Origin of the sequence: Sinorhizobium sp. CB7, assembly GCF_041357635.1 — a bacterium.
Lineage (GTDB): Bacteria > Pseudomonadota > Alphaproteobacteria > Rhizobiales > Rhizobiaceae > Rhizobium.
Genome location: NZ_JAULLL010000005.1, coordinates 288,373 through 311,651, shown reverse-complemented (window position 1 = coordinate 311,651; position 23,279 = coordinate 288,373). Strand labels below are relative to the sequence as shown.

The 23,279-nt window shown below is 60.3% G+C and carries 23 protein-coding genes and 1 tRNA gene; 10 read left to right on the top strand and 14 right to left on the bottom strand.

Annotated features, from left to right (window positions below):
- Positions 1-523 precede the first annotated feature (523 nt).
- Positions 524-1,576, top strand: a complete 1,053-nt coding sequence (locus AAE029_RS12235; RefSeq protein ID WP_371073112.1) for a low specificity L-threonine aldolase — start codon at positions 524-526, stop codon at positions 1,574-1,576.
- Positions 1,577-1,579: 3 nt separating this feature from the next.
- On the opposite strand, the gene AAE029_RS12230 is transcribed toward AAE029_RS12235, so the two are convergent.
- Positions 1,580-2,434 carry a LysR family transcriptional regulator gene (locus AAE029_RS12230; protein WP_371073111.1) on the bottom strand — a complete coding sequence of 285 codons (855 nt, stop codon included), beginning with the start codon at positions 2,432-2,434 and terminating at the stop codon, positions 1,580-1,582.
- A gap of 96 nt (positions 2,435-2,530) precedes the next feature.
- Here AAE029_RS12230 and AAE029_RS12225 point away from each other — a divergent pair, with 96 nt between their 5' ends.
- Entirely contained in the window at positions 2,531-3,538 is a 1,008-nt protein-coding gene (locus tag AAE029_RS12225; RefSeq protein WP_371073110.1) for a bile acid:sodium symporter family protein, read from the top strand.
- 64 nt (positions 3,539-3,602) lie between these two features.
- Here the strand turns inward: AAE029_RS12225 and AAE029_RS12220 are convergent, their stop codons facing one another.
- Together AAE029_RS12220 and AAE029_RS12215 are read right to left on the bottom strand one after the other, a co-directional pair.
- Positions 3,603-4,070, bottom strand: coding sequence for an Hsp20 family protein (locus AAE029_RS12220; RefSeq protein WP_371073109.1), 468 nt, complete (start codon positions 4,068-4,070; stop codon positions 3,603-3,605).
- A 218-nt stretch (positions 4,071-4,288) separates the two neighbouring features.
- The gene (locus AAE029_RS12215) at positions 4,289-4,540 is read right to left on the bottom strand and encodes a hypothetical protein (protein WP_371073108.1); all 252 of its coding nucleotides are present in this window, start codon (positions 4,538-4,540) and stop codon (positions 4,289-4,291) included.
- Between AAE029_RS12215 and AAE029_RS12210 the strand changes: the two genes are divergently transcribed.
- On the top strand, positions 4,541-5,515 hold the full coding sequence (locus AAE029_RS12210) for an alpha/beta fold hydrolase (protein WP_371073107.1): 975 nt from the start codon (positions 4,541-4,543) through the stop codon (positions 5,513-5,515). It abuts the gene before it with no gap.
- Positions 5,516-5,682: 167 nt separating this feature from the next.
- Here the strand turns inward: AAE029_RS12210 and hisN are convergent, their stop codons facing one another.
- Positions 5,683-6,456 (bottom strand): histidinol-phosphatase, encoded by a 774-nt coding sequence (gene hisN, locus AAE029_RS12205; protein WP_371073106.1) that lies wholly within the window; start codon positions 6,454-6,456, stop codon positions 5,683-5,685.
- 234 nt (positions 6,457-6,690) lie between these two features.
- The gene (locus AAE029_RS12200) at positions 6,691-7,575 is read right to left on the bottom strand and encodes an N-formylglutamate amidohydrolase (RefSeq protein ID WP_371073105.1); all 885 of its coding nucleotides are present in this window, start codon (positions 7,573-7,575) and stop codon (positions 6,691-6,693) included.
- A gap of 189 nt (positions 7,576-7,764) precedes the next feature.
- Here AAE029_RS12200 and cpdR1 point away from each other — a divergent pair, with 189 nt between their 5' ends.
- Both cpdR1 and AAE029_RS12190 read left to right on the top strand, forming a co-directional pair.
- The gene (gene cpdR1, locus AAE029_RS12195) at positions 7,765-8,127 is read left to right on the top strand and encodes a response regulator CpdR1 (RefSeq protein WP_371073104.1); all 363 of its coding nucleotides are present in this window, start codon (positions 7,765-7,767) and stop codon (positions 8,125-8,127) included.
- Between the two features lie 83 nt (positions 8,128-8,210).
- A tRNA-Val gene (locus tag AAE029_RS12190) sits at positions 8,211-8,285 on the top strand.
- 197 nt (positions 8,286-8,482) lie between these two features.
- Here AAE029_RS12190 and AAE029_RS12185 read toward each other — a convergent pair.
- A complete protein-coding gene (locus AAE029_RS12185; RefSeq protein ID WP_371073103.1) occupies positions 8,483-8,842 on the bottom strand; it encodes a hypothetical protein in 360 nt (119 codons plus the stop codon).
- A gap of 526 nt (positions 8,843-9,368) precedes the next feature.
- On the opposite strand from AAE029_RS12185, the gene AAE029_RS12180 reads away from it, so the two are divergent.
- Entirely contained in the window at positions 9,369-9,875 is a 507-nt protein-coding gene (locus AAE029_RS12180; protein WP_371073102.1) for an MgtC/SapB family protein, read from the top strand.
- A gap of 380 nt (positions 9,876-10,255) precedes the next feature.
- On the opposite strand, the gene AAE029_RS12175 is transcribed toward AAE029_RS12180, so the two are convergent.
- Together AAE029_RS12175 and AAE029_RS12170 are read right to left on the bottom strand one after the other, a co-directional pair.
- Entirely contained in the window at positions 10,256-10,504 is a 249-nt protein-coding gene (locus AAE029_RS12175; RefSeq protein WP_371073101.1) for a hypothetical protein, read from the bottom strand.
- Positions 10,505-10,806: 302 nt separating this feature from the next.
- Complete coding sequence (locus AAE029_RS12170) at positions 10,807-11,004, bottom strand: hypothetical protein (protein ID WP_371073100.1); 198 nt, start codon at positions 11,002-11,004, stop codon at positions 10,807-10,809.
- Here AAE029_RS12170 and AAE029_RS12165 point away from each other — a divergent pair.
- Positions 10,984-12,078 (top strand): DUF475 domain-containing protein, encoded by a 1,095-nt coding sequence (locus AAE029_RS12165; RefSeq protein WP_371073099.1) that lies wholly within the window; start codon positions 10,984-10,986, stop codon positions 12,076-12,078. The genes AAE029_RS12170 and AAE029_RS12165 overlap by 21 nt on opposite strands.
- A gap of 167 nt (positions 12,079-12,245) precedes the next feature.
- On the opposite strand, the gene AAE029_RS12160 is transcribed toward AAE029_RS12165, so the two are convergent.
- The 5 genes from AAE029_RS12160 to AAE029_RS12140 all read right to left on the bottom strand — a co-directional run bounded on the left by AAE029_RS12160 (position 12,246) and on the right by AAE029_RS12140 (position 16,992).
- Positions 12,246-12,416: a hypothetical protein gene (locus tag AAE029_RS12160; RefSeq protein ID WP_371073098.1), complete on the bottom strand. Its 171-nt coding sequence runs from the start codon at positions 12,414-12,416 to the stop codon at positions 12,246-12,248.
- Between the two features lie 167 nt (positions 12,417-12,583).
- Complete coding sequence (locus tag AAE029_RS12155; protein WP_371073097.1) at positions 12,584-14,101, bottom strand: tripartite tricarboxylate transporter permease; 1,518 nt, start codon at positions 14,099-14,101, stop codon at positions 12,584-12,586.
- Positions 14,102-14,210: 109 nt separating this feature from the next.
- A complete protein-coding gene (locus tag AAE029_RS12150; RefSeq protein ID WP_371073096.1) occupies positions 14,211-14,702 on the bottom strand; it encodes a tripartite tricarboxylate transporter TctB family protein in 492 nt (163 codons plus the stop codon).
- Positions 14,699-15,643 carry a Bug family tripartite tricarboxylate transporter substrate binding protein gene (locus AAE029_RS12145; RefSeq protein ID WP_371073095.1) on the bottom strand — a complete coding sequence of 315 codons (945 nt, stop codon included), beginning with the start codon at positions 15,641-15,643 and terminating at the stop codon, positions 14,699-14,701. The genes AAE029_RS12150 and AAE029_RS12145 overlap by 4 nt, the downstream gene beginning before the upstream one ends.
- Positions 15,644-15,945: 302 nt before the next feature.
- Positions 15,946-16,992, bottom strand: a complete 1,047-nt coding sequence (locus AAE029_RS12140) for an ABC transporter substrate-binding protein (RefSeq protein ID WP_371073174.1) — start codon at positions 16,990-16,992, stop codon at positions 15,946-15,948.
- Between the two features lie 202 nt (positions 16,993-17,194).
- Here AAE029_RS12140 and AAE029_RS12135 point away from each other — a divergent pair, with 202 nt between their 5' ends.
- The 3 genes from AAE029_RS12135 to AAE029_RS12125 all read left to right on the top strand — a co-directional run bounded on the left by AAE029_RS12135 (position 17,195) and on the right by AAE029_RS12125 (position 20,953).
- Positions 17,195-19,150: an elongation factor G gene (locus tag AAE029_RS12135; protein WP_371073094.1), complete on the top strand. Its 1,956-nt coding sequence runs from the start codon at positions 17,195-17,197 to the stop codon at positions 19,148-19,150.
- Positions 19,151-19,186: 36 nt separating this feature from the next.
- A complete protein-coding gene (locus AAE029_RS12130; RefSeq protein ID WP_371073093.1) occupies positions 19,187-19,657 on the top strand; it encodes an SRPBCC family protein in 471 nt (156 codons plus the stop codon).
- A 147-nt stretch (positions 19,658-19,804) separates the two neighbouring features.
- Positions 19,805-20,953 carry a FecR domain-containing protein gene (locus AAE029_RS12125; protein ID WP_371073092.1) on the top strand — a complete coding sequence of 383 codons (1,149 nt, stop codon included), beginning with the start codon at positions 19,805-19,807 and terminating at the stop codon, positions 20,951-20,953.
- A 152-nt stretch (positions 20,954-21,105) separates the two neighbouring features.
- On the opposite strand, the gene AAE029_RS12120 is transcribed toward AAE029_RS12125, so the two are convergent.
- The gene (locus AAE029_RS12120; protein ID WP_371073091.1) at positions 21,106-23,277 is read right to left on the bottom strand and encodes a CHASE2 domain-containing protein; all 2,172 of its coding nucleotides are present in this window, start codon (positions 23,275-23,277) and stop codon (positions 21,106-21,108) included.
- Between the last annotated feature and the right edge of the window lie 2 nt (positions 23,278-23,279).

Below are 23,279 nucleotides of genomic sequence, written 5' to 3'. Positions count from 1 at the left end.
CTGTCAAAACCCGCCTGGCGGGCGCTTCTTCGTCCCGCGCCGCCCCAATGCCGGGCCCGGCGCGCGACTGCGCTGTTGCATTGTGAAGATCCGGTCGCCGACCTTTGCCCGTCGAAAGCAAATCGTCGCGTTCCGCGCCTGCCACTTGCTCCGCACCTTGCCCTCTCGGGCGTGCTCGGAGAAACTATAGCGTCAAACCCTGCTGTCGTCAGGGCTTTTGGCGCCTCTTCGGTGCTTGACACCAAAATAGGACAGCAACCCTGTCCTAATTCAACAGTTCTATGACAGAAAGCGAGCGGCTTCGCAAGAGCGTTAACGCAAAATATCGCGGCTCCACGACGGAAGATTGCGGCATTTTCAAAAACAGCGAAAGAAAGTTTCACCGCAGCGCAGCATTTTGTTTATTGATTGCGTTATTCAATTTTTGTGATGTTTCCCGGGCACTGCTGCCCTTGATCCGCCCGGGCATTGCCTTAATCTCCCGCCGGCCTTTGAAACCCCTCCATCCTTTCAGGTATTTTCCATGTTCTTTGCTTCCGATAACTGGGCCGGTGCCCACAAATCCATTGCCGAGCGTCTCGTGACGGAGGCGACGGGCTTTGCTGCCGCCTATGGCACCAGCGACCTCGACCGGAAGATCGAGGCGCGTTTTGCCGAGATCTTCGAGCGCGACGTCGCCGTCTTCTTCGTCGCGACCGGAACGGCGGCCAATTCGCTCTCGCTCGCGAGTGTCCAGCGGCCGGGCGGCATCGCCTTCTGCCATTCGGAAGCCCATGTGATCGAGGACGAATGCGGAGCGCCGGATTTCTTCAGCGGCATGCGCCTGGCGCCCGTCGATGGCCCGGCCGGCAAGATGAGTGCCGCAGGTCTCGCCGAGAAGATCGCCCGCTTTCCGCAGGATGCCGTGCATCATGGACGCGCCGCCGCGGTCACGATCACCCAGGCGACCGAAATCGGCACCGTCTATTCGCTCGCCGAGATCGATGCCATTTCGGCGACAGCAAAGAAGAATGGTCTGCCGCTGCACATGGACGGCGCACGCTTTGCCAATGCGCTTGTCGCGCTTGATGCGACGCCCGCCGAGATGACCTGGAAACGCGGCGTCGACATCCTGTCCTTCGGCGGCACCAAGAATGGTTGCTGGTGTGCGGAAGCGATCGTCTTCTTCAATCCGGAGCAGGCGAAGGACATGCCCTTCCTGCGCAAGCGCGTCGCCCATCTGTTCTCGAAGTCGCGCTTCATTGCCGCACAGTTCGACGGCTATTTCGAAAACGGCCTCTGGCTGGACCTTGCCCGCCATTCCAACGCGATGGCCGACCGATTGCGCGCAGGCATCGAAGCCGCACCCGCCGCAAAACTCGCCTGGCCGACCGCCTCCAACGAAGTCTTCGCTGTCATTTCCAAAGCCGCTGCGAAGACGGCCGAGGAAAAAGGCGCGAAATTCTACGAATGGCCCATCCCCGTCGCCGCCAGGGATCTCGTCACCGAAAGCGAGACGCTCATCCGCCTCGTCACCAGCTTTGCAACGACCGAGGCCGACGTCGCAGGCTTCCTGGAGTGCCTGACACAGGCCTGAACTTCAGGCGGACCGCAAGCTTCTCACCTTACGAAGGATATCCTCTGAAAGCGCGCTGACCAGAGCCTGGTCGGCGCCCTTGCGGGGAACCAGCACGAACTCGACATCTTCGAGAGCCGGGAGCCTCCCCGGCGCGATTTCCTTGAGGCCGGCCGGCGCCATGCTGCGCGGCTGGACGAGCACGCCCATGCCGGCCCGTGCCGCTGCTGTGAGACCGCTGAGGCTGCCGCAGGTACAGACGATCCGCCACGCCACCTGATGTCGCCCCAGCGCTTCGAGCGCGATGCTGCGCGTGACGCTCGGCGGCGGAAAGGCAATCAGCGGCAGCGGCGCCAGAGACAGGACATGATCCGGATCCCGCGCCAGCCAGATCAGCGGTTCGCGATAGACCAGGCGGCCACGCGCATCGCCCAGCCGCCGCTTGGCAAGCACCAGATCGATCTCGCCGCGATCCTGCATCTCGTAGAGCTCGCCGCTAAGCGCAACGGTGAGCTCGAGATCGACGGAGGGATGCGACCGCACGAACTCCTCCAGCACAGCCGGTAGCTGGCTGGTGACGAAATCCTCCGAAACGCCAAGGCGCAGGTTCCCACGCAGGCTTGTGCCTGTGAAGAGAGAGCGGACCTGTCCCTCGATGGAAAGCATGGCCCGCGCATGGCTGAGCAGCGCCTCGCCGTCACTCGTCAGCACGACCTTGTGCGTGTCGCGGGCAAGCAGCCGCCGTCCGAGCGACGCCTCCAGCCGCTGGATATGCTGGCTGACGGTCGACTGCCCGAGACCAAGCCTTTCGGCGGCAAGCGTGAAGCTGCCCGTCTGCTCCACCGCTACGAAACTGCGCAACTGCGTGAGGTCCAGCACCGCCTTATCCTTTTACGTGATAACTGTTATTTCTTGCATCCTGTATCGCGATAGGGCAAACCACAAGAGAATTTTTTAGCATCCGGACAAAATCACATGCGCCGCTTTCTACCAGACACGTTCACGATCCTGCTCGTCTGCACGGTCATTCTGGCTTCGATCCTGCCGGTTCAGGGCGTCGCCGCCGATTACTTTGGCGTAGCCACGGATATCGCAATCGGCCTGCTCTTTTTTCTCCATGGCGCGCGCCTCTCGCGCGATGTGGTCGTGGCCGGGTTTCTGCACTGGCGGCTCCATGTCGTCATCCTGCTCACCACCTTCGCCCTCTTCCCGGTGCTCGGCCTGGCGCTCGGCTTTCTGTCACCCGCGATCCTGCCGCAGCCGCTCTATCTCGGCATTCTGTTCCTTTGCGTGCTGCCTTCCACGGTGCAGTCTTCGATCGCCTTCACCTCGATTGCAGGCGGCAATGTCCCGGCCGCGATCTGCTCGGCCTCGGCATCAAACATTTTCGGCATGTTCCTGACGCCGCTCCTCGTTGGTGTGCTCTTCTCTGTCGGCGGCCATGGCGGCTTTTCTTGGGACGCACTCGAACAGATCCTGCTGCAGCTTCTGGCGCCGTTCATCGTCGGCCAGATCCTGCAGCCCTGGATCGGCGACTGGATCCGCTCCAGGAAGAAGATCCTTGCGCCGGTTGACCGCGGCTCGATCCTGATGGTCGTCTATCTCGCCTTCAGCACGGCCGTCGTCGAAGGCCTCTGGCATACCTTCTCCATCGCCGATATCGCCGTCGTCATCGTGGCTGACATGGTTCTTCTCGCAGCCGTGCTGTGCATCACCATGTTCGGCAGTCGCTGGTTGGGCTTCAATAAGGCCGACGAGATCACCATCACCTTCTGCGGCTCGAAAAAGAGCCTTGCGAGCGGCGTGCCGATGGCGAACGTCATCTTCGCCGGCCAGAGCATCGGCGCCATCGTCCTGCCGCTCATGCTTTTCCATCAGATCCAGCTCATGGCCTGCGCCGTCATCGCCCAGAAATATGCGGCCGCGGCCGCGCGGCGCCAGGCGACGAAAAAGGAAATCGAACAGGCCACAAGCCCGGCTTAAAATCCAAACTAAAAAGGCGGCGCCCCAACGGAGCGCCGCCTGTCTTTACGATATCCTGGGAGGATTAGTTCTTGATGTGAGCCTCGATGGCCTTCGGAGCCTCGACCGGCTCGGCGGCAATCGCGATCTTGCGCGGCTTCATGGCTTCGGGAATGTTGCGCAGAAGATCAATGTGCAACAGGCCGTTCTTCAGCGAAGCAGCGGTGACTTCGACATGATCGGCGAGCTGGAAGCGGCGCTCGAAAGTGCGCTTGGCGATACCGCGATAGAGGAATTCGCTACCTTCCGCATTCTCATCGCGCTTTTCACCCTTGACCGACAGGACATGGGCATGAGCTTCGATTGCAAGCTCGGTTTCGTCGAAACCGGCAACAGCCATGGTGATGCGATAGGTGTTCTCACCGATGCGCTCGATATTGTAGGGCGGATAGGTCTGCCCCTGGTCCGGCTGAGCCAGGCTGTCGAGCATGGTGAAAAGGCGGTCGAAACCGACCGTGGAACGATAGAGGGGAGAGAAGTCTACGTGACGCATGTTGTCCTCCTTGGGAAGCGACGTTTGCGATAAAAGCCCTGAGACCCCATTCTGGCGGCCTCCGGACGGTTCAGCGGACCCTTTCGGCATCCGCTCAACTGAGATGGTAACGATCTTTGCCGAGTTCAAGACCGATCGGATTTCGCTACCCGGCGCGAAAGATGAACGCAGGATGAACGAACGGTTTGGCAATGGTTCAGCCTGTTTACGGTAAAACTTTAGCTATCGGATGAGAAATCGCCGATGACTGAAGCGTATCGTCCCTTCTTCTTCAGTCCGGAGCGGCTAACCGCTCCATCCCTGGCCGGCTTGCGGTTCCCTCTACAATCCGCAGCGCCGGCCTTTTTTTGCCGGCGGACGCCGGCCTCTTGCAAACGGCGATCATCCATCCCAAGTTTTTGATTGTTGCTTTTCAATCCGCTTGCGCTATCCGTTGAGAAGAAGCTTTCCGGCAGCGAGCGCGACGCCACATGGATCCGATCCTTTTTTCCACGCCCGACAATCCGGCCCCCGAGAACCGTGTCGAAGGCTTCGTCGAGACACATGACGGCCTGAAGCTGCGCTATGGCGTTTTCCGTTCGAGCGAGCCTGTCGCCAAGGGAACTGTCGTCCTGCTGCAAGGGCGCAACGAATATATAGAGAAATATTTCGAGACAATCCGCGATCTGAACGCGAGAGGCTTGTGGGTGGCCACCTTCGACCTGCGCGGCCAGGGCGGATCCTCCCGTCTTTTGAAGAATCCGGCGGTTGGCCATGTCCGCCGTTTCTCCGATTACGAGCGGGATCTTAGCACCTTTCTTGAAAAGATCGTTCTGCCCGACACCCGCCTCCCCTTTTACCTGCTCGGCCATTCCACCGGCGGTCTCATAGCGCTTTCGGCGGCACCTCGCCTTTCGACCCGCATCGAACGCATGGTGCTTTCCGCGCCCTTCGTCGGCCTGACGGGACAGGGAGCCTCGTCGGGCGTCATCCGTTCCCTCGCCGGCACGGCCTGCAGGCTCGGGCTGGGCTCCTTTCCCCTGAGAAGCCGCTTGCCGGAACTGCCCTTCGCGGAAAATCCGCTGACATCGGACGAAGCCCGTTTCAACCGAAATGTCGCGATGATGCAGATCCACCCGGAACTCGGCCTTGGAGCCCCGACCGCACGCTGGCTTTACGAAGCTTTTAAAACCATCGATCGCGTCACGAAACCGGAGCATCTCTTCTCGATCACGATCCCCACGGTTCTGATTGCCCCGGTTCGCGACGGCGTAGTTCCCTACGTCGCACAGGAACGCCTGTCCCGCTATTTCCGGGCCGCCCAGCTCGTCCCTGTCACCGGCGCGCGTCATGAGATATTTCAGGAAAGGGATCTCTATCGAGGAGCCGCACTTGCCGCCCTTCACGCCTTCATACCCGGCAGCGACGCCGAGAAGGAGGTCGAAGTGACCAGTCTTGGAATATAGGGAGTCCGTTTGCACAGGGCGAAGGGGTTTATTCTTGCTCGGTCATCCCCTCGCCCCGCCTGCGGGGAGAGGGCTGGGGTGAGGGGCAACTCTCAGCGAATCCGATAGCTTCCGATCGCAATTCAAATGCCGCGGACGGCCCATTCGCCCTCCCCAAAAGCTCACAGCTACCGCGATAGAATCGCAAGCGCCTCTTCATGCACGGCGCGGCTGCCGGCCGCGATGATCGAGCCGCCCATTTCCGGCCGGCCGCCATCCCAGGTCGTTATGATACCGCCAGCCTGCTCGATGACAGGTATGATGCCGCCGACGTCATAGGGTTTCAGCGAATTCTCGATGACGAGGTCGACATGACCGGCGGCAAGCAGCGCATAGGCGTAGCAGTCGATGCCGTAGCGGAAGAGCCGCACCTGCGTCTCGACCGCGCGATACTTCCTGATCTCGTCTTCGCCGAAGATGTGCGGCGAGGTCGTGAACAGGATCGCGTCGGAGAGACGTCCGCAATCGCGCACCATCAGCCGCCGCTCGCCTTCAGGGCCGGAATAGAGGGAGCCGTTGCCGTCGGCGAAATAGCGCTCTCCCGTGAAGGGCTGGTCTATCATGCCCATGATCGCGCGACCCGCCTTCTGCAGGCCGATCAGCGTTCCCCAGACCGGCAGGCCGGAGATGAAGGCGCGGGTGCCGTCGATCGGATCGATGACCCACACATATTCCCGATCGAGACCGATATCGCCATGCTCCTCGCCGAGGATGCCGTGATCGGGATATTCCCGTTCGATCAGGGCCCTGATCGCCTCTTCCGCGGCCCGGTCGCCTTCCGTCACCGGGTCGAAACCGCCCGCCAGCTTGTTGACGACATCGACGCCGGTGCGAAAACGCGGCAGCGTCTCGGCCTTGGCGACCTCGGCAAGACGATTGAAGAATGCGCGGTCTGGAAGCATGGCGGATCCGGTCGATTGTCGGGAGCGGCAAAGTCATAGCGGAAATTCGGTTGCTTGCAAATGCGCGAGGCTCCTGCCTTTTTCTTTTGCAACGCAATAAAATGCTTGACATTTGTGCATTGCAATAATAGCATCCTCATACAGTCTTTTGACTGTAAATACCCTCCTTGGGTGTTTCCTCCCTAGACTCAGCCGCTCTCCGGAGCGGTTTTTTTTGAAATATGCGGCAATCGCCTATTCGGCTGCCAGCGCCCTGCCGCCGGCGAATTCTTCCACATAATCGGCCATCTGCTGAATGAAGGACGTCATGGCGTTGGCGACCGTGTGAAAATCCGGCCGCTTCTGCAATGTTACCTCGTCCACATAGATCGCGCGGTTGATCTCGATCTGCAGCGCATGCAGGCCGCGGGCGGGCCGGCCATAATGCTCGGTGATGAAGCCGCCGGCATAGGGCTTGTTGCGGATGGCGGCAAAGCCCATCTCCTCAAGGAAATGGATCGCGGCCCGGGAAAGCTCGGCCGAGGCGCTGGTTCCGTAGCGATCGCCGATGATGAAGTCCGGCCGCACGTTGCTGCCGGTAATGCGGATGTTACCAGGCATGGAATGGCAATCGATGAGCACGCCGAAGCCGAACTGCACATGGGTGCGGGCGATCAGCCGCCTGAGCGTTGCGTGATAGGGCTTGTAGATCAACTCGATCCTGTCCAGCGCCTCCTGCACGGGAACGCGGCGCATATAGATCTCCATATTCTCCGCAACGATGCGCGGGATCGTGCCGAGCCCGCCTGCTACGCGAAGCGAATTGATGTTGGCAAAGGGCGGCAGCACGCCGTCGAACATGCGCGGGTCGAGCTCGTAAGGCTCGCGGTTGACGTCGAGATAGGCGCGCGGAAAATTGGCGAACAGAAGTGGCGCCCCAAGCTCGCTCGCCGCCGAAAACAGCTCGTCGACATAATGATCTTCCGAACGCCGGATGGCGGCCCCTTCGAGCCGTGACTGAGCGATGAATTCGGGGGGATAGATGCGACCGCTGTGAGGGGAATTGTAGACGAAGGGAATTGTTTGGGAAACCGGTTCGCGAACCTCAAAGAGCTCGTATTCGCGCATGTGCGGAGACATCTTACCTCTTTACCATGTCGGCAAGTTTACTGCGTCGCCCATGTTGCCAGTTGCTCGCACACAAGTCCATACTATCTGTGGATGGAAACACGCAGCCAATTCCTGGCGAATTCACGGGTTGTTTACTGGGCCGCCTCTAGTGTAAACGGCCGGTAGCTCCGACGGAAATCTTTGTACAACGGGCCGATAATGACTCAGAAAATACTTCTTGCCGAAGACGACAACGACATGCGCCGCTTCCTGGTGAAGGCGCTGGAGAAAGCCGGTTACAAGGTTTCGTCCTTTGACAATGGAGCCAGCGCCTATGACCGGCTGCGGGAGGAACCCTTCTCGTTGCTTCTGACGGACATCGTCATGCCCGAGATGGACGGCATCGAACTTGCGCGCCGCGCGACCGAACTCGATCCGGACCTGAAGGTGATGTTCATCACCGGTTTTGCGGCCGTCGCACTCAACCCCGATTCGAAGGCGCCGAAGGATGCCAAGGTGCTTTCCAAGCCTTTCCACCTGCGCGATCTGGTCGACGAGGTCAACAAACTCCTTGCCGCATAGGGTCTCCGGCGGCATCGTCACAAAACCGAAAAAAGCCTATTGACGGCACAACGGGTTTTGTGGTCTATGCGCCGCCATCGGATGGGCGTGTAGCTCAGCGGGAGAGCACTACGTTGACATCGTAGGGGTCACAAGTTCGATCCTTGTCACGCCCACCATCCTTTCAAGGGCTTAGCGGAACTCGCTGAGCCCTTTGTCATTTCCGGTATCGCGCTGTGCCAAATTCGGGCACCTGGCACCAAGCTCGCGGTCTTGGCACTCCCCGTCGCCACGATGGTTCCGCGTAACACGAAGAAACCACCATGGCGACGGATATTGCGATGCGGGGAATCTCAGCGCCGCCTATGCCGAAGCATCAACGGACGTAGAAGGTCAGGCTGCCGTCGGCGGCCTGTTCTGCGTTGACGACATTGCGGACGCTGACGCCTTGTTGGCTGAGCTCACGGGCGAGCGGCCGGTTGGCGTCGATCGAGGCCTGGATCCCGTCGATTGCCCACATCGAGCGCTCCGGCGCAGAAGCTGGGGCGTTCGTGTCGCCATCCAGGCTGGCGTAGTCGTGGATCGGCTTGATGTTGAAGGCGCTACCCTGGAAGGTTCTGAGCGTTTGCTCGATGTCAGGTGTGGTATTCATGCCAAGGCTCTGCGCCCGGCTGACGCCGGCAAGAGCAAGCGAGGAGAGAGCTGCGGCGATGGCAATTTTAGCAGTGCGGTTCATGATGCTATCCTTTCGTCTCTTGTGACGGTCGGCTGCCATTGCAGGGGGATCGTCTAAGGTTGCGAAAATGGAATTGGCGCACTCCCATGGCGAGTCCAATGGAGTAAACCACTGAAAAGACATCAAAAATTGTTCATGAATCCGGCCTTTGAATTGCCGTTTTCAAGGCATCCGTCAAAGCGCGTTTCACGATCAGGCTCGCAGGCGGCGAGGCTTTTCGCTATCCTATTGCAAATACTTCCGATTTTGGGTCGGGGCAGCGGTAAAGATCTACCGCTAAGAAGGTGTTCCGGGTGCGGTTTGCATGTGCAGAAAGGTCCCGCCTACCCGCCATGGATCATACCAAGGGAAGACTGCTCACCACAATTTTATCTTCGAGATCCGCTTCTGCTGGATCCAGAGAATATTTGAGCGTCTCCAAATTCCAAGTGTCTGTCAGTCCGAACAAATCGGTCCGCCACGCGTTAGCCGGATAACTAAAAAGGCCCCCGTCTGCCGCATCGGTATTGAGGAGCAAACGACACCCATGGATCTCATCATTGCCGACATGTTTCCGGAATCGCGCATCCACTACCCCGTGATCTTCGCTCGCCTTGTCGGCGCGATCGTATTCGGCGGGCTGATCGGCTTCGAGCGGGAGGCCGGGAAGCATTCCGCCGGTCTTCGCACCCATATTCTGGTCAGCCTGGCCGCGGCCCTTTTCGGCATCATCTCGATCGAGGCCGTGCACATGTCGGACTTCGCCAATGTTCAGCAGGTTCGCATCGATCCGATGCGTGTCATCGAGGCTGTGACCGCCGGCGTGGCTTTCCTGGCAGCCGGGATGATCGTCTTCGCCAAGGGGCAGGTTAAGGGGCTGACGACGGGCGCAGGCATGTGGCTTTCCGGCGCGATCGGCCTTGCCATGGGCTTTGGTTACTGGCCCGTCGCGCTGTTCACAACAATTGTCGCCCTCTGCGTTCTTTTCGCGCTCGGCTGGATCGAAAGCAGATTCGGCAAGGAGCACCAGGACACCAATCCTCCCGGCGATTGAAGGGCATTGCCGGTTAAGACGAAAAAGCCGTCACGGCTTACCGGCCTGACGGCTTTTCCTGCATGGCGCTATGCGGGAATTCGATGGGCAATCGCCGGCATCAAGCCGACGCGCGGCCTTGCGGCTCCTGGTCTCTCAATTCTTCATATGTATGTGTGGATTGTTGCGACGAATTTCCCCGCCCTTCGGATGGGAGTTCCGCCTTTGCGGCCTCCTTGAGAGCAAGCCATTCGTTCTCGTGCCGGATGGACAACTCCGGGGACACAAAATCAATAGTCTTCATTCCTCACCCGTTTTTGCTGACGTCATTTGGACCGGGCAGGAAACTCTCTCACCCTGGCGTTGGTTCCACCGCTTGCGAGATTTTTCGGCAGGAGAGATCAGCGCCCTGGCTTGGCTGTGGGTTTCGCATCCTGCTTCCCGGCGCTCGTTCCGCATGGTCCGCCCCTGGATAAGTCGCTGCCATCCACATGGGCCGGCACATGGATATCGTCGGTTACGACCGACGGCAGTGTCAGTTCGACATTATGCGGCGGCAGAACCTGAACCTGGCGCATACGATTGGGACGCGCCCTTTTCATGCGATCAGCCATTTCGGTCCGTTTGTCGGGTGTGTAATTGGTCTGCATGGTCGCCCTCCTTCTTGCCTCTACCTTGGCATAACCGACGGAAGGTCATTTTGTTCCGGATCACCAGCACCGGCCCCTCGGCCTCTTGACTGAAAAGGCAAGTTCATTACCTATGAAAATGTTTCGCGCGCCCTCACAGCGGCGGGCCTTTGGTCGTCGATCTTTGGCCTGGGGTTCTGAAGTCACTGTGGAATTTGGGTGGGCGCATAGGCTTTTACGAAAATCGGGCCGATTTTCGGGCCTTGCGCAACATCGGGCCGCGCGGAAGAAACTTTGGTGCCGGGCCCCTCTGGCGAGAGTTTTTACGGCGCTCTCGTGATGTCGGTACCGCCTGCAAATGAGCCGGCGGATTTTCTTTCTATGAAAAAGCTGACCATGCCTTGCGTGCATGCCCTTTGTGGTATGCCGTTTTTATCCACTTCACCCGTCCCTTCGACATCCATTTTTTCAACCACGGTTTCCGGCTGTGAGGTGCAGCCATGAAACAACCGATCAGTCATAAGTCGAGCCTCGGTTATTTCCGTTGGGCCTTCATTGTTACAGCTCTCGGTCTCATCCTCGGTGCCCTGCTCGGCTGGCAGTCGACCGGCACGATCGGCGGCATGGCGACCGTCTTCTTCATCTGCACGGTCCTGGCCGTGCTGGAGATTTCGCTTTCCTTCGACAATGCCATCGTCAATGCCAACAAGCTGAAGGAAATGACGCCGGTCTGGCAGCATCGCTTCCTGACATGGGGCATCGTCATCGCTGTCTTCGGCATGCGTATCGTCTTCCCGCTGGCGATCGTCGCGATCGCAGCCAATATCGGGCCGATCGAGGCGCTGGTGCTGGCGGCCCGGGAGCCCGGCGAATATGCCCGCATCATGAACGAGGCACACCTGCCGATCGCCGCTTTCGGCGGCACCTTCCTGATGATGGTTGGCCTGACCTACTTCTTCAATCATGAAAAAGAGGTCCATTGGATCGTCTCGCTGGAGAAGATGATGGCGCGCTCCGCCACCATCAAGGGCATCGAGATCGCCTTCGTGCTTCTCCTTGTGCTCCTGTTCTCCTCGTTGCTCGAAGGGGAAGAAGCGACAGTCTTCGTCCATAGCGCCATCTATGGCCTTGTGACCTTTCTTCTGGTGGAAGTCGTCGGCGGGCTGCTCGATGCCTCACAGAAGGCGATGAACGCCGCCGCCCGGGGCGGTCTCGGTGCCTTCATCTATCTCGAGGTACTCGACGCAAGCTTTTCCTTCGACGGCGTCATCGGCGCCTTCGCGCTGACGCAGAACCTTTTCATCATCGCCATCGGCCTCGGCATCGGTGCCATGTATGTCCGTTCCATGACGATCATGCTGGTGGAAAAGGGTACGCTCACCGAATATCGCTATCTGGAGCACGGCGCCTTCTACGCCATCCTGATCCTGTCGGTGATCATGTATGTGCAGACACTCGTGCATATTCCGGAGGTCATTACCGGCCTCGGCGGCGCCGCGCTTATCGGCGTCTCCCTCTGGTCCTCGATCCGCTACAACAGGCGGGAGCAGGCGGAAGAAAGGCACACTGTCGAGCACAAAAGAGCCGAAGCCTGAAGCTTGGGCACAAAACGGGCATCTCGGTGCCCGTCAATTGAGTTCACCCTTCCGCGTGACGACAAAAATAAAGCCCGGCTGTCTGAACTGACCCCCGAAAGTTGGACATCAACTTCGGGGGTCAGTTCAAGCAGCGGGCTTTTTCGTGTGAATGTCTCAGCCTCGGATCAACGACCGTAATGCTCGAAGGACTTGGGATCGATCCCGAGCGTCTCCAGATCGCTGGCGCGCGGCCGGCGCTTGCCTTCGACGGCTGCGCTGACGGCACTTGCGGCACCGATCACGGCAAAAGCGCGACCAAGGAAACCGGCGCTGATCGACTTGCGGAAGGTAGACATCGTCTCTCTCACTTCGTTTCATTATTTACAAGTAAGATGTGATGCACCGCAGCATTTTTCACAAGGAGCGGAATCTCACTCCAGCTATGCAAAAACAAGAGGCCGGCGCGCATCTCTGCGGCCGACCTGCACAAGTTTGGGTCATTTCCTGGTTTTTATTCTTAATCTTAGTCCTCGTTCGCAGCGAGCTGCGAAAGCACTTCACCCCTGCCCCTGATCCTCAGGATGAGCGGAATCAGGAAGGCGGCTGCGGCCACGATCAGGAGGCCGGCTGCGATCGGTGACATGACGAGGGTCGTCACGTCCCCCTGGCTGATCGCCAGCGCCCGCCGCAATTGCTGCTCCGCAAGCGGCCCGAGAATGAGACCGACGACCGTCGGCGCGATCGGATAGCCGAAGAGCCGCATGATGTATCCGAGCAGACCGAAGACGAGCAGCATGCCGAGCTCGAAGACCGACGGATTGGCGCCGATCGTGCCAAGCGTGGCAAAGAGCAGGATGCCGGCATAGAGCCAGGGTTTCGGGATCGTCAGCAGCCGTACCCAGAGCCCGATCAGCGGCAGGTTCAGGACAAGCAGCATCGCATTGGCAATCAGCAGGCTGGCGATGAGCCCCCAGACGAGCTGCGGATTGGTGGCAAAGAGCAGCGGGCCGGGCTGCAGCCCATATTGCTGGAAACCAGCGAGCATGATCGCCGCCGTCGCCGTGGTCGGCAGGCCGAGCGTCAAGAGCGGCACGAGCGTGCCGGCCGCCGATGCATTGTTGGCCGCTTCCGGTCCGGCCACGCCCTCGATCGCGCCCTGCCCGAATTCCTCCGGATATTTGGTGAGACGCTTCTCGGTGGCATAGGAAAGGAAAGTGCCGATTTCGGCGCCGCCGGCAGGCATGGCGCCGATCGGAAAGCCGATCACCGTACCGCGCAGCCAGGCCTTCCAAGACCTGCCCCAGTCCTGGGCGTTCATCCACAGCGATCCCTTGATCGTCTCGACCTTGTCTTCGCCGCGATTGCCCTGCGCGGCGATATAGAGCGTCTCGCCGATTGCGAACATGGCAACGGCGAGCGTCGTCACTTCGACCCCGTCGAGCAGATCCGGTATGCCGAAAGTAAGCCGCGCCTGCCCGGTCAGCTGGTCGATGCCGACCATCGCGAGTGCAAAGCCGATGAAGAGTGAGGTGAGCCCGCGCAGCGCCGAATCGCCGAATGCTGACGAAACGGTGACGAAGGCGAGAACCATCAGCGCGAAATATTCGCGCGGGCCGAAGACCAGCGCCAGCTTGACGATATAGGGGGCGATGAAGGCAAGGCCGAGGGTGGCAATCAGGCCGGCGACGAAGGAGCCGATCGCAGCCGTTGCGAGCGCCGGCCCGCCGCGTCCCGCCCGCGCCATCTTGTTGCCTTCGAGAGCCGTGACGATCGAGGAGCTTTCGCCAGGCGTATTCAGAAGAATGGACGTCGTCGAGCCGCCATACATGCCGCCGTAATAGATGCCGGCGAACATGATGAGCGATCCGCCCGGATCGAGCTTGTAGGTGGCCGGCAGCAGCAGCGCCACCGTCAAGGCCGGGCCGATGCCCGGCAGCACGCCGACGGCGGTTCCAAGTGTCACGCCGATCAGGGCATAGAGCAGGTTCATCGGCTGCATGGCGACCAGGATGCCCTGGAACAGGAATTCGAATGTGCTCATAGGTCTGTCGTCCTAAGGCAATTCCAGGAAAAGTGCGCAGCGGCTTTCCGTTCGGAATTGCGTAAAAACAAAGAAGCGGTTCTGCGATTCCGTGAAACGCTGGACCGCTCTAGAAGAACAGCTGTTCGAGCGGACCGGCCGGCAGGGTGAGCTGCAGCAACTGCGAGAAGATGGTCCAGACGAAAAAGCTGAAGACGATGCCAGCCGGCAGCGAGAGCCAGAGCTTTCGATAGCCGAAAGCGCGCGCGGTCAGTGCAAAGAGCACGCCAGTGGCGATCGAGAAGCCGGCAAGCCTCAGGAGCAGCATCTGGCCGGCAAGCCCGGCGATGACCCAGATGACCGGTGCGATTTCCTGATGTTCACGCTCGGGAAAATCTCCCCGCCAGGCTTCGACCGCAGTCCAGATGCCGAGACCGAAGAGACCGAGTGCGACCACCTCCGGCACGGTGGCAGGGCCGATACGGTCATATTGCGCGATCGCCTTGAGATGCAGAACGTCCCAAAGCATCACGCCGGCGAGAACGAACAGGAAAACGGCGATGATCAGCGCCGCCCAGTCAGGGCGGCGCTTCGTTGCCTGGGGTAGATTACCCCCGCTCATTGAACCAGTCCGATTTCTTTAAGAATGCCCGCGGTAGCCGCGACATCCTTGTCGAGCTGCGCCTTGAAGGCGTCGCCGGTGAGGAAGGTATCGGCCCAGCCCTTGGTCTTCAGGGTCTCCTGCCAGGTTGCCGACTTATGCAGCTTTTCGATGTCGGCATTGATGGCGGCGACCTGCTCGGCCGAGAGGCCCGGTGCGGCAGCAACCATACGCCAGTTCTGGACGACGACATCGGTACCGGCTTCCTTCAGCGTCGGCGCATCGACGCCGTCGATACGCTTCTCGCTGGATACGGCGAGCAGACGGAGCTGCCCGGCCTTCACCTGCGATTCGAATTCGCTGTAGCTGGAGATACCGGCGGTGACCTGGCTGCCAAGGATGGCGGCAAGTGCTTCGCCACCGCCCGAGAAGGCGACGTAGTTGATCTTCGTCGGGTCGACGCCCGATGCCTTGGCGATCAGGCCGGCGGTAATATGGTCGGTGCCGCCTGCCGAGCCGCCGCCCCAGGAGACCGCGCCCGGATCCTTCTTCAGCGCTGCGACGAGATCGGCCATCGTCTTGATGTCCGACGAGGCCGGAACGACGATCGCTTCATATTCGCCGGTCAGCCGTGCGATCGGCGTGACGTCGTTCAGCGTGACCGCCGACTTGTTGGTCAAAAGCGCGCCGACCATGACGTAACCGCCGACGATCAGGGCATTCGGATTGCCCTTCGACTGATTGACGAATTGAGCAAGGCCGATGGAGCCGCCGGCGCCCGGCACGTTCTGAACCTGTACGTTGCCGGCAATGCCTTCCTGCTGGAGGCTTGCCTGCATCGAACGGGCCGTCTGGTCCCAACCGCCGCCTGGGGCCGCCGGAGCGATGATGGTGTAATCTGCAGCATAGGCCGGCAATGCGATCGCGGCCGCAAAGAGAGTTGCGAGGAAAATATGTCTCACGAGGTGTCCTCCGTAGGGATGCAGCACGAAAAGCCGCGTGTTGTTCCGGGTCAGGAGGAAACGAATGCTCCTCTCGAGAGCGATGCTCCCGGCGGGCAACCAAATCCTCCCGGCTCTTCAAGTCTTCGCCTCCACGAAGATGAAGTGCCCAAAGGCACCACAACAAGCTGACATTTAGCTGACATGTGGCCGATATCCAGCCAGGTCGGGCACTTTTTTGCCACAATTTGGGACTTGCGACCTGCATGTCGCGCTAAAGTGCGGAGCGGTCTTGCGGCAATGACATGCATGAAACAACAGGTCTACTGCGTTCGCAGCACCTCATTCCAATGGGCAATCAGCCGTGCACGCTTGACCTGGTCGAGATAGACCATCAGGCCGGGGCTGACCGGGACGGGGCGAAGCTGCGCGCCGAGCAATTCCTGCAGCGTATTTGCCGTGTTCTCGCCGGCCACTTCCGGGCTGACGGCAGGGATCTGCAGCTCCCGGGCCATGATCGTCTGACCTTCCTTCGACATGAAGAAGGCAAGATAGCGCCGTCCGAGATCCGGAGACGCGGCCGCCTGCGGCACGAGGCCGATCCGCGACATCACCACCGTATAGTCCTTCGGCAGAACGATACCGACATCAGGATGCCGCGACGCCCAGTCGGCCGCATAGGAGCCGAGGATATTGTAGCCGAGCACGAAGCGACCGTCGGCGACACGCTCCAGGATGGCGGAGCTGGTCGAATAAAGCTTGACGCCCGCAGCCCCCATGGCGCCCACGACCGACCAGATATCACCGAATTGTTCCTGGTCGCGGGCCATGAACAGAAAGCCGACGCCCGAACGCTCGATGTCGTATGTGCCGATCCGCCCATAGACATCGTTGCCCTTGCGCTTCAGGTACTGGACAAATTCCGCCCGCGAGCTCGGCGGTGGTTCTTTTGCAAAGCTCGGCTTGTGATAGACGAAGACGGCAGGTTCGAAAGTGAGTGCATAGGCGGTATCGCGCCAGTTTGCCCATTTCGGCCATGTTCCGCTCATCGGCAGGTTGCTGACCTGCGCATAGCCGTCGTTGGAGAGCTTCACTTGCAGGTCCATCGCCGAGGAGAAGGCGAAGTCCGCCGTCCTCTCTCCCGCATCGGTCTCATGTACGATCCGGTCATAGATCTCGCCGGTCAGCATGTCCTCGTATTTGACCGCCACATCCGGATTGGCCTCCTGAAACCCCTTGATCATCGGCTGTGCCAGTGGTTCATCCAGCGAGGAATAGACGGTCAGCACCGGCGCATCCGAATTGCCGGATTTCGCGGGATGGAAGACCACGTCTGCCGTCGCGGACAACGGCCAGAAAAGCAGCGGCAGTATGAAAACACTCCTCATGCGAGGGAGAATGCATCAGCCCCAAAGATTGGGCAAGCGCGATGCGGGCGTTCGCCGGCTCGCGTAAATACGGGCGGCGCGGTACGATCGTGCAGGGAAAAATCGCTGATCTCTGGCGCTTTTCGTCGGTTCGAGGCATTCTCACTAGTCCAGATGCGTGCTCATGGCAAAGGGAGGATCGCCGATGCGCTGTTTTTCCGTACTTGGACCCTCGCAGACCGGAAAATCCACACTTGTGGACAAGCTGGCCTCGCTGGAAGGCGTGCCGAAGAAATCGGCCTCTCCGTATGGTTTCAACCTGACTGAGTTCGAGTTTGGAAACGAGGCCTGGTGCGCGCTGGACACGCCGGGCGCCAACGAGGCCCTGGCGCATGCACAGGACGCGCTGCTCGCCAGCGATGCCTGCATCCTCTGTGTTTCACCGGTCCCCGAAGAGGCGGTGCTCGCAGCACCCTATCTGCGGGCGATCGAAGCCTCGGAAACACCATGCATCCTCTTCGTCAACCGGATGGACGAGCCGCGAGGGCGGCTGCGCGATGTGATCGCTTCGCTCCAGGATTATTCCAACCACGCCCTTGTGCTGCGGCAGATACCGATCCGTGAGGGCGACAAGATCGTCGGCAGCTGCGACCTGATTTCGGAGCGTGCCTGGCGCTATCGGGAAGGCCAGACATCGTCGTTGATCGAGCTTCCCGAAAACGCCGTCGAGCGCGAACACGAGGCGCGGTCGGAACTGCTGGAACAGCTTTCCGAATATGACGATTGGCTTCTGGAGGAACTGATCGAGGACCGTGCACCGGCAAGCGACGCCATCTATGCCATTTCCTCCCGGGTTCTGAGGGAGAACAGGATAATTCCGGTTCTTTTCGGCTCCGCAAGCCACAGCAATGGCATACTGCGAGTGATGAAGGCACTCCGCCATGAGGCACCACCGGTCGACGCGCTTCGAAAACGCCTCGCCGCTGCCGGGGGCGTTGACGACGGCACATTGGCCGCCGTCAGTTTTCATGCCCATCATCGCCAGAATGTCGGCAAGACTGTCTTCGTCCGTGCGCTTGCGAACGGACTGAAGCAAGGCTCCTCGCTGGGGGGCGGCGGATTGGGCTCCGTGCAGGAACTCGGAACCGGCAAATCTCCATCCTCGGGCACGCTTGCAGCCGGGTCGGTCTTCGCCGCGGTCAAATCGGACCACCTGTCCATTCCGTCTGTGCTCACATCCGCCGCAGTCATGGCGGCACCCGATTGGACGACGCCGCCGACCCCCATGCTGGAAAGAATCCTCGTGCCGGGCAGCGAGCGCGACGAGACCAAGCTGTCGGCCACACTCGCGAAACTTGCCGATACGGATCACGGCCTGAGGGTGATGCAGGAGGAGGGAACCGGTGCTCAGTTGATCTGCGCCCAGGGACCGCTGCATCTGCGTGATCTCTGCAGGACTTTGTCCGATGTCTTTCGTGTCGAGGTCACCGACCGATCGCCGAGCCCGATCTACCGGGAGACCATATCGAAGCCCGCGAACGTCCACTATCGCCATCGCAAGCAGACCGGCGGCGCCGGCCAGTTTGCGGATGTGCATCTGATCGTCCGCCCCAACGAACGCGGTGAGGGTTTCTCCTTTGCCGAAACCGTCAAGGGCGGCGCCGTTCCGCGCAATTTCATACCGGCGGTCGAGGCGGGCGCCCGCGAGGCGATGGAGAAAGGTCCGCTCGGCTTTCCAGTGATCGATGTCGATGTCACGCTGACTGACGGCCAATATCATTCCGTCGACAGTTCGGAATACGCGTTCCGGACCGCGGGAAAAATGGGCGTGCGGCAGGCGCTTTCGGAAGCATCCACCGTGCTGATGCAGCCGATCATCCGGGTCGAGATCCACATTCCCTCCGTCTATTCGGGCAACCTTGTGCCGATCATTTCGTCCTTGAAGGGCCAGGTTCTCGGTTTCGACCGAGACGAAACCGCGAAGGGTTGGGACATTTTCCGTGCGCTTGTCCCAGGAAGCGCCTTCGACGAGCTTGCCCGCTCGCTGCGTTCGGCGACACAGGGGATCGGCTATTTTTCCAGATCTTTCGACCATTTCGAGGAGCTCTACGGCAAGGAGGCGGATGCGGTCATAGGCGCCTATGGCTCACGCGCGGGCTGAACGACGCCACCGGTCTGATCTCGTGAGGAGGGTTTCATGAGCGAGCCGACGAGTACCGTCGTATCCAAGGTCATCGACGCATCCCCTGAAGCGATCTACGGAGCGTTCCTGGACCACGACGCTCTTGCGGTCTGGCTGCCTCCCGATTCGATGAAAGGCATCGTCCATTCCTTCGAAGGGCATGAAGGAGGAGCCTTCCGGATGTCCCTGATCTATCCGGAGGACGAGCAATCGTGGCAGGGCAAGAGCTCCGAACGCACCGACACGTTTCAGGGTCGTTTTGTGAAGCTGACCCCCAATGAGCGGATCGTCTGGGCGACGGAATTCGAATCCGAGGATCCATCCTTCTCCGGCGAGATGACCATAACTACGACCCTGGAGCCGGCGGACAACGGCACCAAGGTCACTATGACCTGCGAAAACATTCCTCGCGGCGTGCGACCGGAAGACAACGAGACTGGTTGCCGGTCGACGCTGGAGAAACTCGCAGCCTTCCTCCGCGGATGATGCGACATCCCTCTTTCATTTTTTGATTGAGGGATGGATTCAGATTCACGTGGATTCAACCTGAAATCATTCGACTCTAGCCAAAAAGGATGATGAGACACCCGTCCCTCCTATATGTTAGCATATTGTAATATTTAGGAGGGTGCGATGTTGCAGTTGCGTCGTGCCGCAATTGTCGCGCTCTGTCTTACGCTTTGCGGTCCGATCCCGGCAATGGCTGCCGAACAGGTCGGCCAGGCGGTTCTCATCAAGACCGAGGTTACCGGCGCAAGCGGTCCGATTGTGGTCAAGGGTCCGGTCCATCGGGACGAGAGAATCAAGACGTCTCAGTCTGGACTTGGTCAGTTCCTGTTCAGGGACGGCACCAAGCTCGCGGTGGGATGGGGCTCGTCCGTGGTCATCGACAAGTTCGTCTTTGATGACTCCAACTCCCTGCAAAAACTCTCCATCAAGGCGGCCAAAGGAACCTTCCGCTGGGTCAGCGGGAACTCCAGATCCTCGGCTTACGAGATCCTGACGCCGGCCGGGACGATCGGTGTTCGCGGAACCGCCTTCGATTTCTATGTCGGCCCCGACGGGACCACCGCCATTGTCCTGCTCGGCGGAGCAGCGCAGTTCTGCGGCCCAGGTGGGTGCCGTCAGTTGACGCGGCGCTGCGACTGTGTCGTCGCTAGGCCTAACGGCGCCATGACGAATACCCGCCGGGTTGACCGCACCGTCCTCAGTACCATTGGCGGCCCGCGTACGCTGCCATTTCTGGCAGGCGGCCAACGCCTTGGAGGAGGACTGGGTCTACTCGGGTCCGGCTGCAGCCTTGCGGCCCTGCAGGATCGACCCGACCGCTTCCTGCGGCAGCGCACGTTGCAAACCGAGCCCGACCCGACAAGGCCCGAAACGCCAGCTCCGCCCAGCAGGCCTGAAACGCCGAACAACCCCGACAGGCCAGGAAACCCAGGCAAGCCGGACAAGCCCGGGCACGATCATGGACATGGCATGCCCGACAGGCCCGACAAGCCTGGACACGATCATGGCAACGGCAAGCCCGACAGGCCGGACAAGTCCGGACACGATCATGGCCACGGCAACCCCGACAGGCCGGACAAGTCCGGACACGATCATGGATACGGCAAACCCGACAGATCGAACAATCCTGGCGGACATTATGGTCGTCATGACAGGGATGATCATGACAGAGGTCATCGCGACAGGGACCAGCGCGACAGGGATCGCGATGACGGGGATCGCCATGACAGAGGTTTTAACAGCAAGGGGCCTCACGACAGAGATAGATCTTAGAGCAATGCCCTACTGCATGTTTCCTTAAATCGGAACCGATTTAAGGATAAAAACATGCAGCAATTCAAAGTGCTACAGCGACCTTTGTGCGTCTGAAAAGACGCACGGCGCTATAGAGCTTGACGAATGCGGAGCGCAAGCGACGAGAATGCTTATTCGGCCGAACCTAGGTCCCTTGCCACGTGCTCCTCGGCGAAATGATCCGATCGGCGGGAAATCCGGTTGTAGAATTCAGAAAGACCGGCTGTCAGTCCTCCAGCCCTGAGCTTTGCTGCACTGAGGAGCTTGCGGCTCGCCGGCGAGCGCAGACGTAGCGCTTCTATGAGCCGCCGGTGAATGGTCTGCAGTTCGGCGAATTCGGCAGATGCCGCAAGGCGCTCGTCACCGACGACGGCAAAGAGTTTCGTACGCGTGCTCTTACCTTTGAGAGGCAAGGCTCCCGCCTCGAGCAGGGCACAGCCCGGCAGCAGACCGGCCGTGGTTTCGGAGACAAGAATATCGAAGCCGACATTCTTGCAGGACGACTCGATCCTCGCCGCTATGTTGACGGCGTCGCCGACGGCCGAATAGTTGAAGCGCGTCTCTGCCCCCATATTACCGACGTAGGCGACGCCCGTATGGATGCCTATTCCAATCCCGACCTTTTCCTCCTTGCCAAATCCGAAAGCATCCGTGGCATTGAGCCGGGCAAGCGTCTCGCGCATGCCTAAAGCTGCATCGACGGCCTTGCGGCCATGGTCTGTGACATCGACCGGGGCATTCCAGAAAGCCATGATCGAATCGCCGATGAACTTGTCGAGCGTTCCTTCGTTCGCGATCACATGGCGGCTCAGCGCATCGAGAAGCGTGTTCAGAAAACCGACAACTTCCGTGGGCGTCAGCCGTTCGCTGATCTCGGTGAAGTTTCTGACGTCGACGAACATCGTCGTCAATTCGCGGTCATCGCCGCCGAGGCGCAGGGCGTCCCGTGTATGCTCGATGCGATAGAGAAGCGACGGCGAAAGGTAATGGCCGAAGGCGCGCCGCACTTCCCTGCGTTCGCGATCGGTCACCAGGAAGCGGAAGGCCGTCGCGGCGAAATGGGTGATCGATCCGGCGACGATCGGGGCCAGCGGATCGAAAAGAAGTCCTGCGTAAAGGAATGCGAGCCATGAGGCGATAAGGGCAAGCACCGTGATCATGAGCCCGCAGACGAGCGCAATCGCCGGCGTGAGGAACGTAGTCAGGAGGACGAGCAAACTCCCCGCCACCGCGATGGACAGGATCTCCAAACCGTCCGCCCAGTCCGGACGGGAGAGGAACCGGCCCGATAATATCTGCTCGACGGTCTGCGCATGCAACGAGACGCCGGGGACGTTCTGGCCGAGCGCGGTGGTGCGGATGTCCTGCAACCCGGCAGCCGACGTTCCGACGAAGACGATGCTGCCCTCGATGGCTGCCCGCGTCTCTGCGGATGGGCCTGCGGGCGCAAGCACCTGCCTGGCGGAAACATATCTTTCGGCCCGGTCACGGCTCACGTAAAGCCAGAGTTCGCCGGCCGCCGTCACGGGGACGACGAACTCTCCGATCTTGACCAGGGTAATGGTGTCAGGCACGTCGGTCACGCCTGCCAGAACATAGGTGGACGCGCCCTGCGCCACCCGCAACGCCTCGATCGCGAGATTGGGATAAAGCTGCTCGCCGTCACTCAGGAAAAGCGGAACGGTGCGCACGACCGCCGAGGGATCGCCGGGATTAAGGCTGATATGCCCGATGCCGGCGGCATTGGCCTCAAGCTGCGGCCGCAACGGGGTCGCAGCACCGAGATGCGGCGGTGCGCCGACCGGGCTTTCACTCGTGAAAGCAAAGCCGGCCTTAACGGGCGGGCGATAGTTTCCCTCGTTCGACAGACCGAAGCCGAGGATCACGGGCTTGTCGGCGATCGCGCGCGCAAAGATCTCGTCATTGTCCGGCAGCTTCTCGAGAAGCGAAGGGTCGACCCCCGCAACGTCGCGCACGACATTGCGGGGCGACAGGCGATCGGGCTCCGCGAAAAGAATATCGAATGCGATCGCCGAGGCTCCCATCTCCGAAAGCCTGTCGACCATCGCGGCAATCCGATCTCTTGGCCACGGCCACTGTCCGAACTCGCGCAGCGAGGCCTCGTCGATGTCGACGACGCGGACGGGCACGTTTTCGAACGTGCGCGGCGCGATACGCTGATACTCATCAAAGGTCACGTCGCGCGCCTGTTTCAGGAGCGGTGGATCACTAGCGCGCAGGATCGTAAGCGCCGCTACGATCGCCAGGCCGATAATGACGCCAACTAGCTGCGCGCGTGTCATGA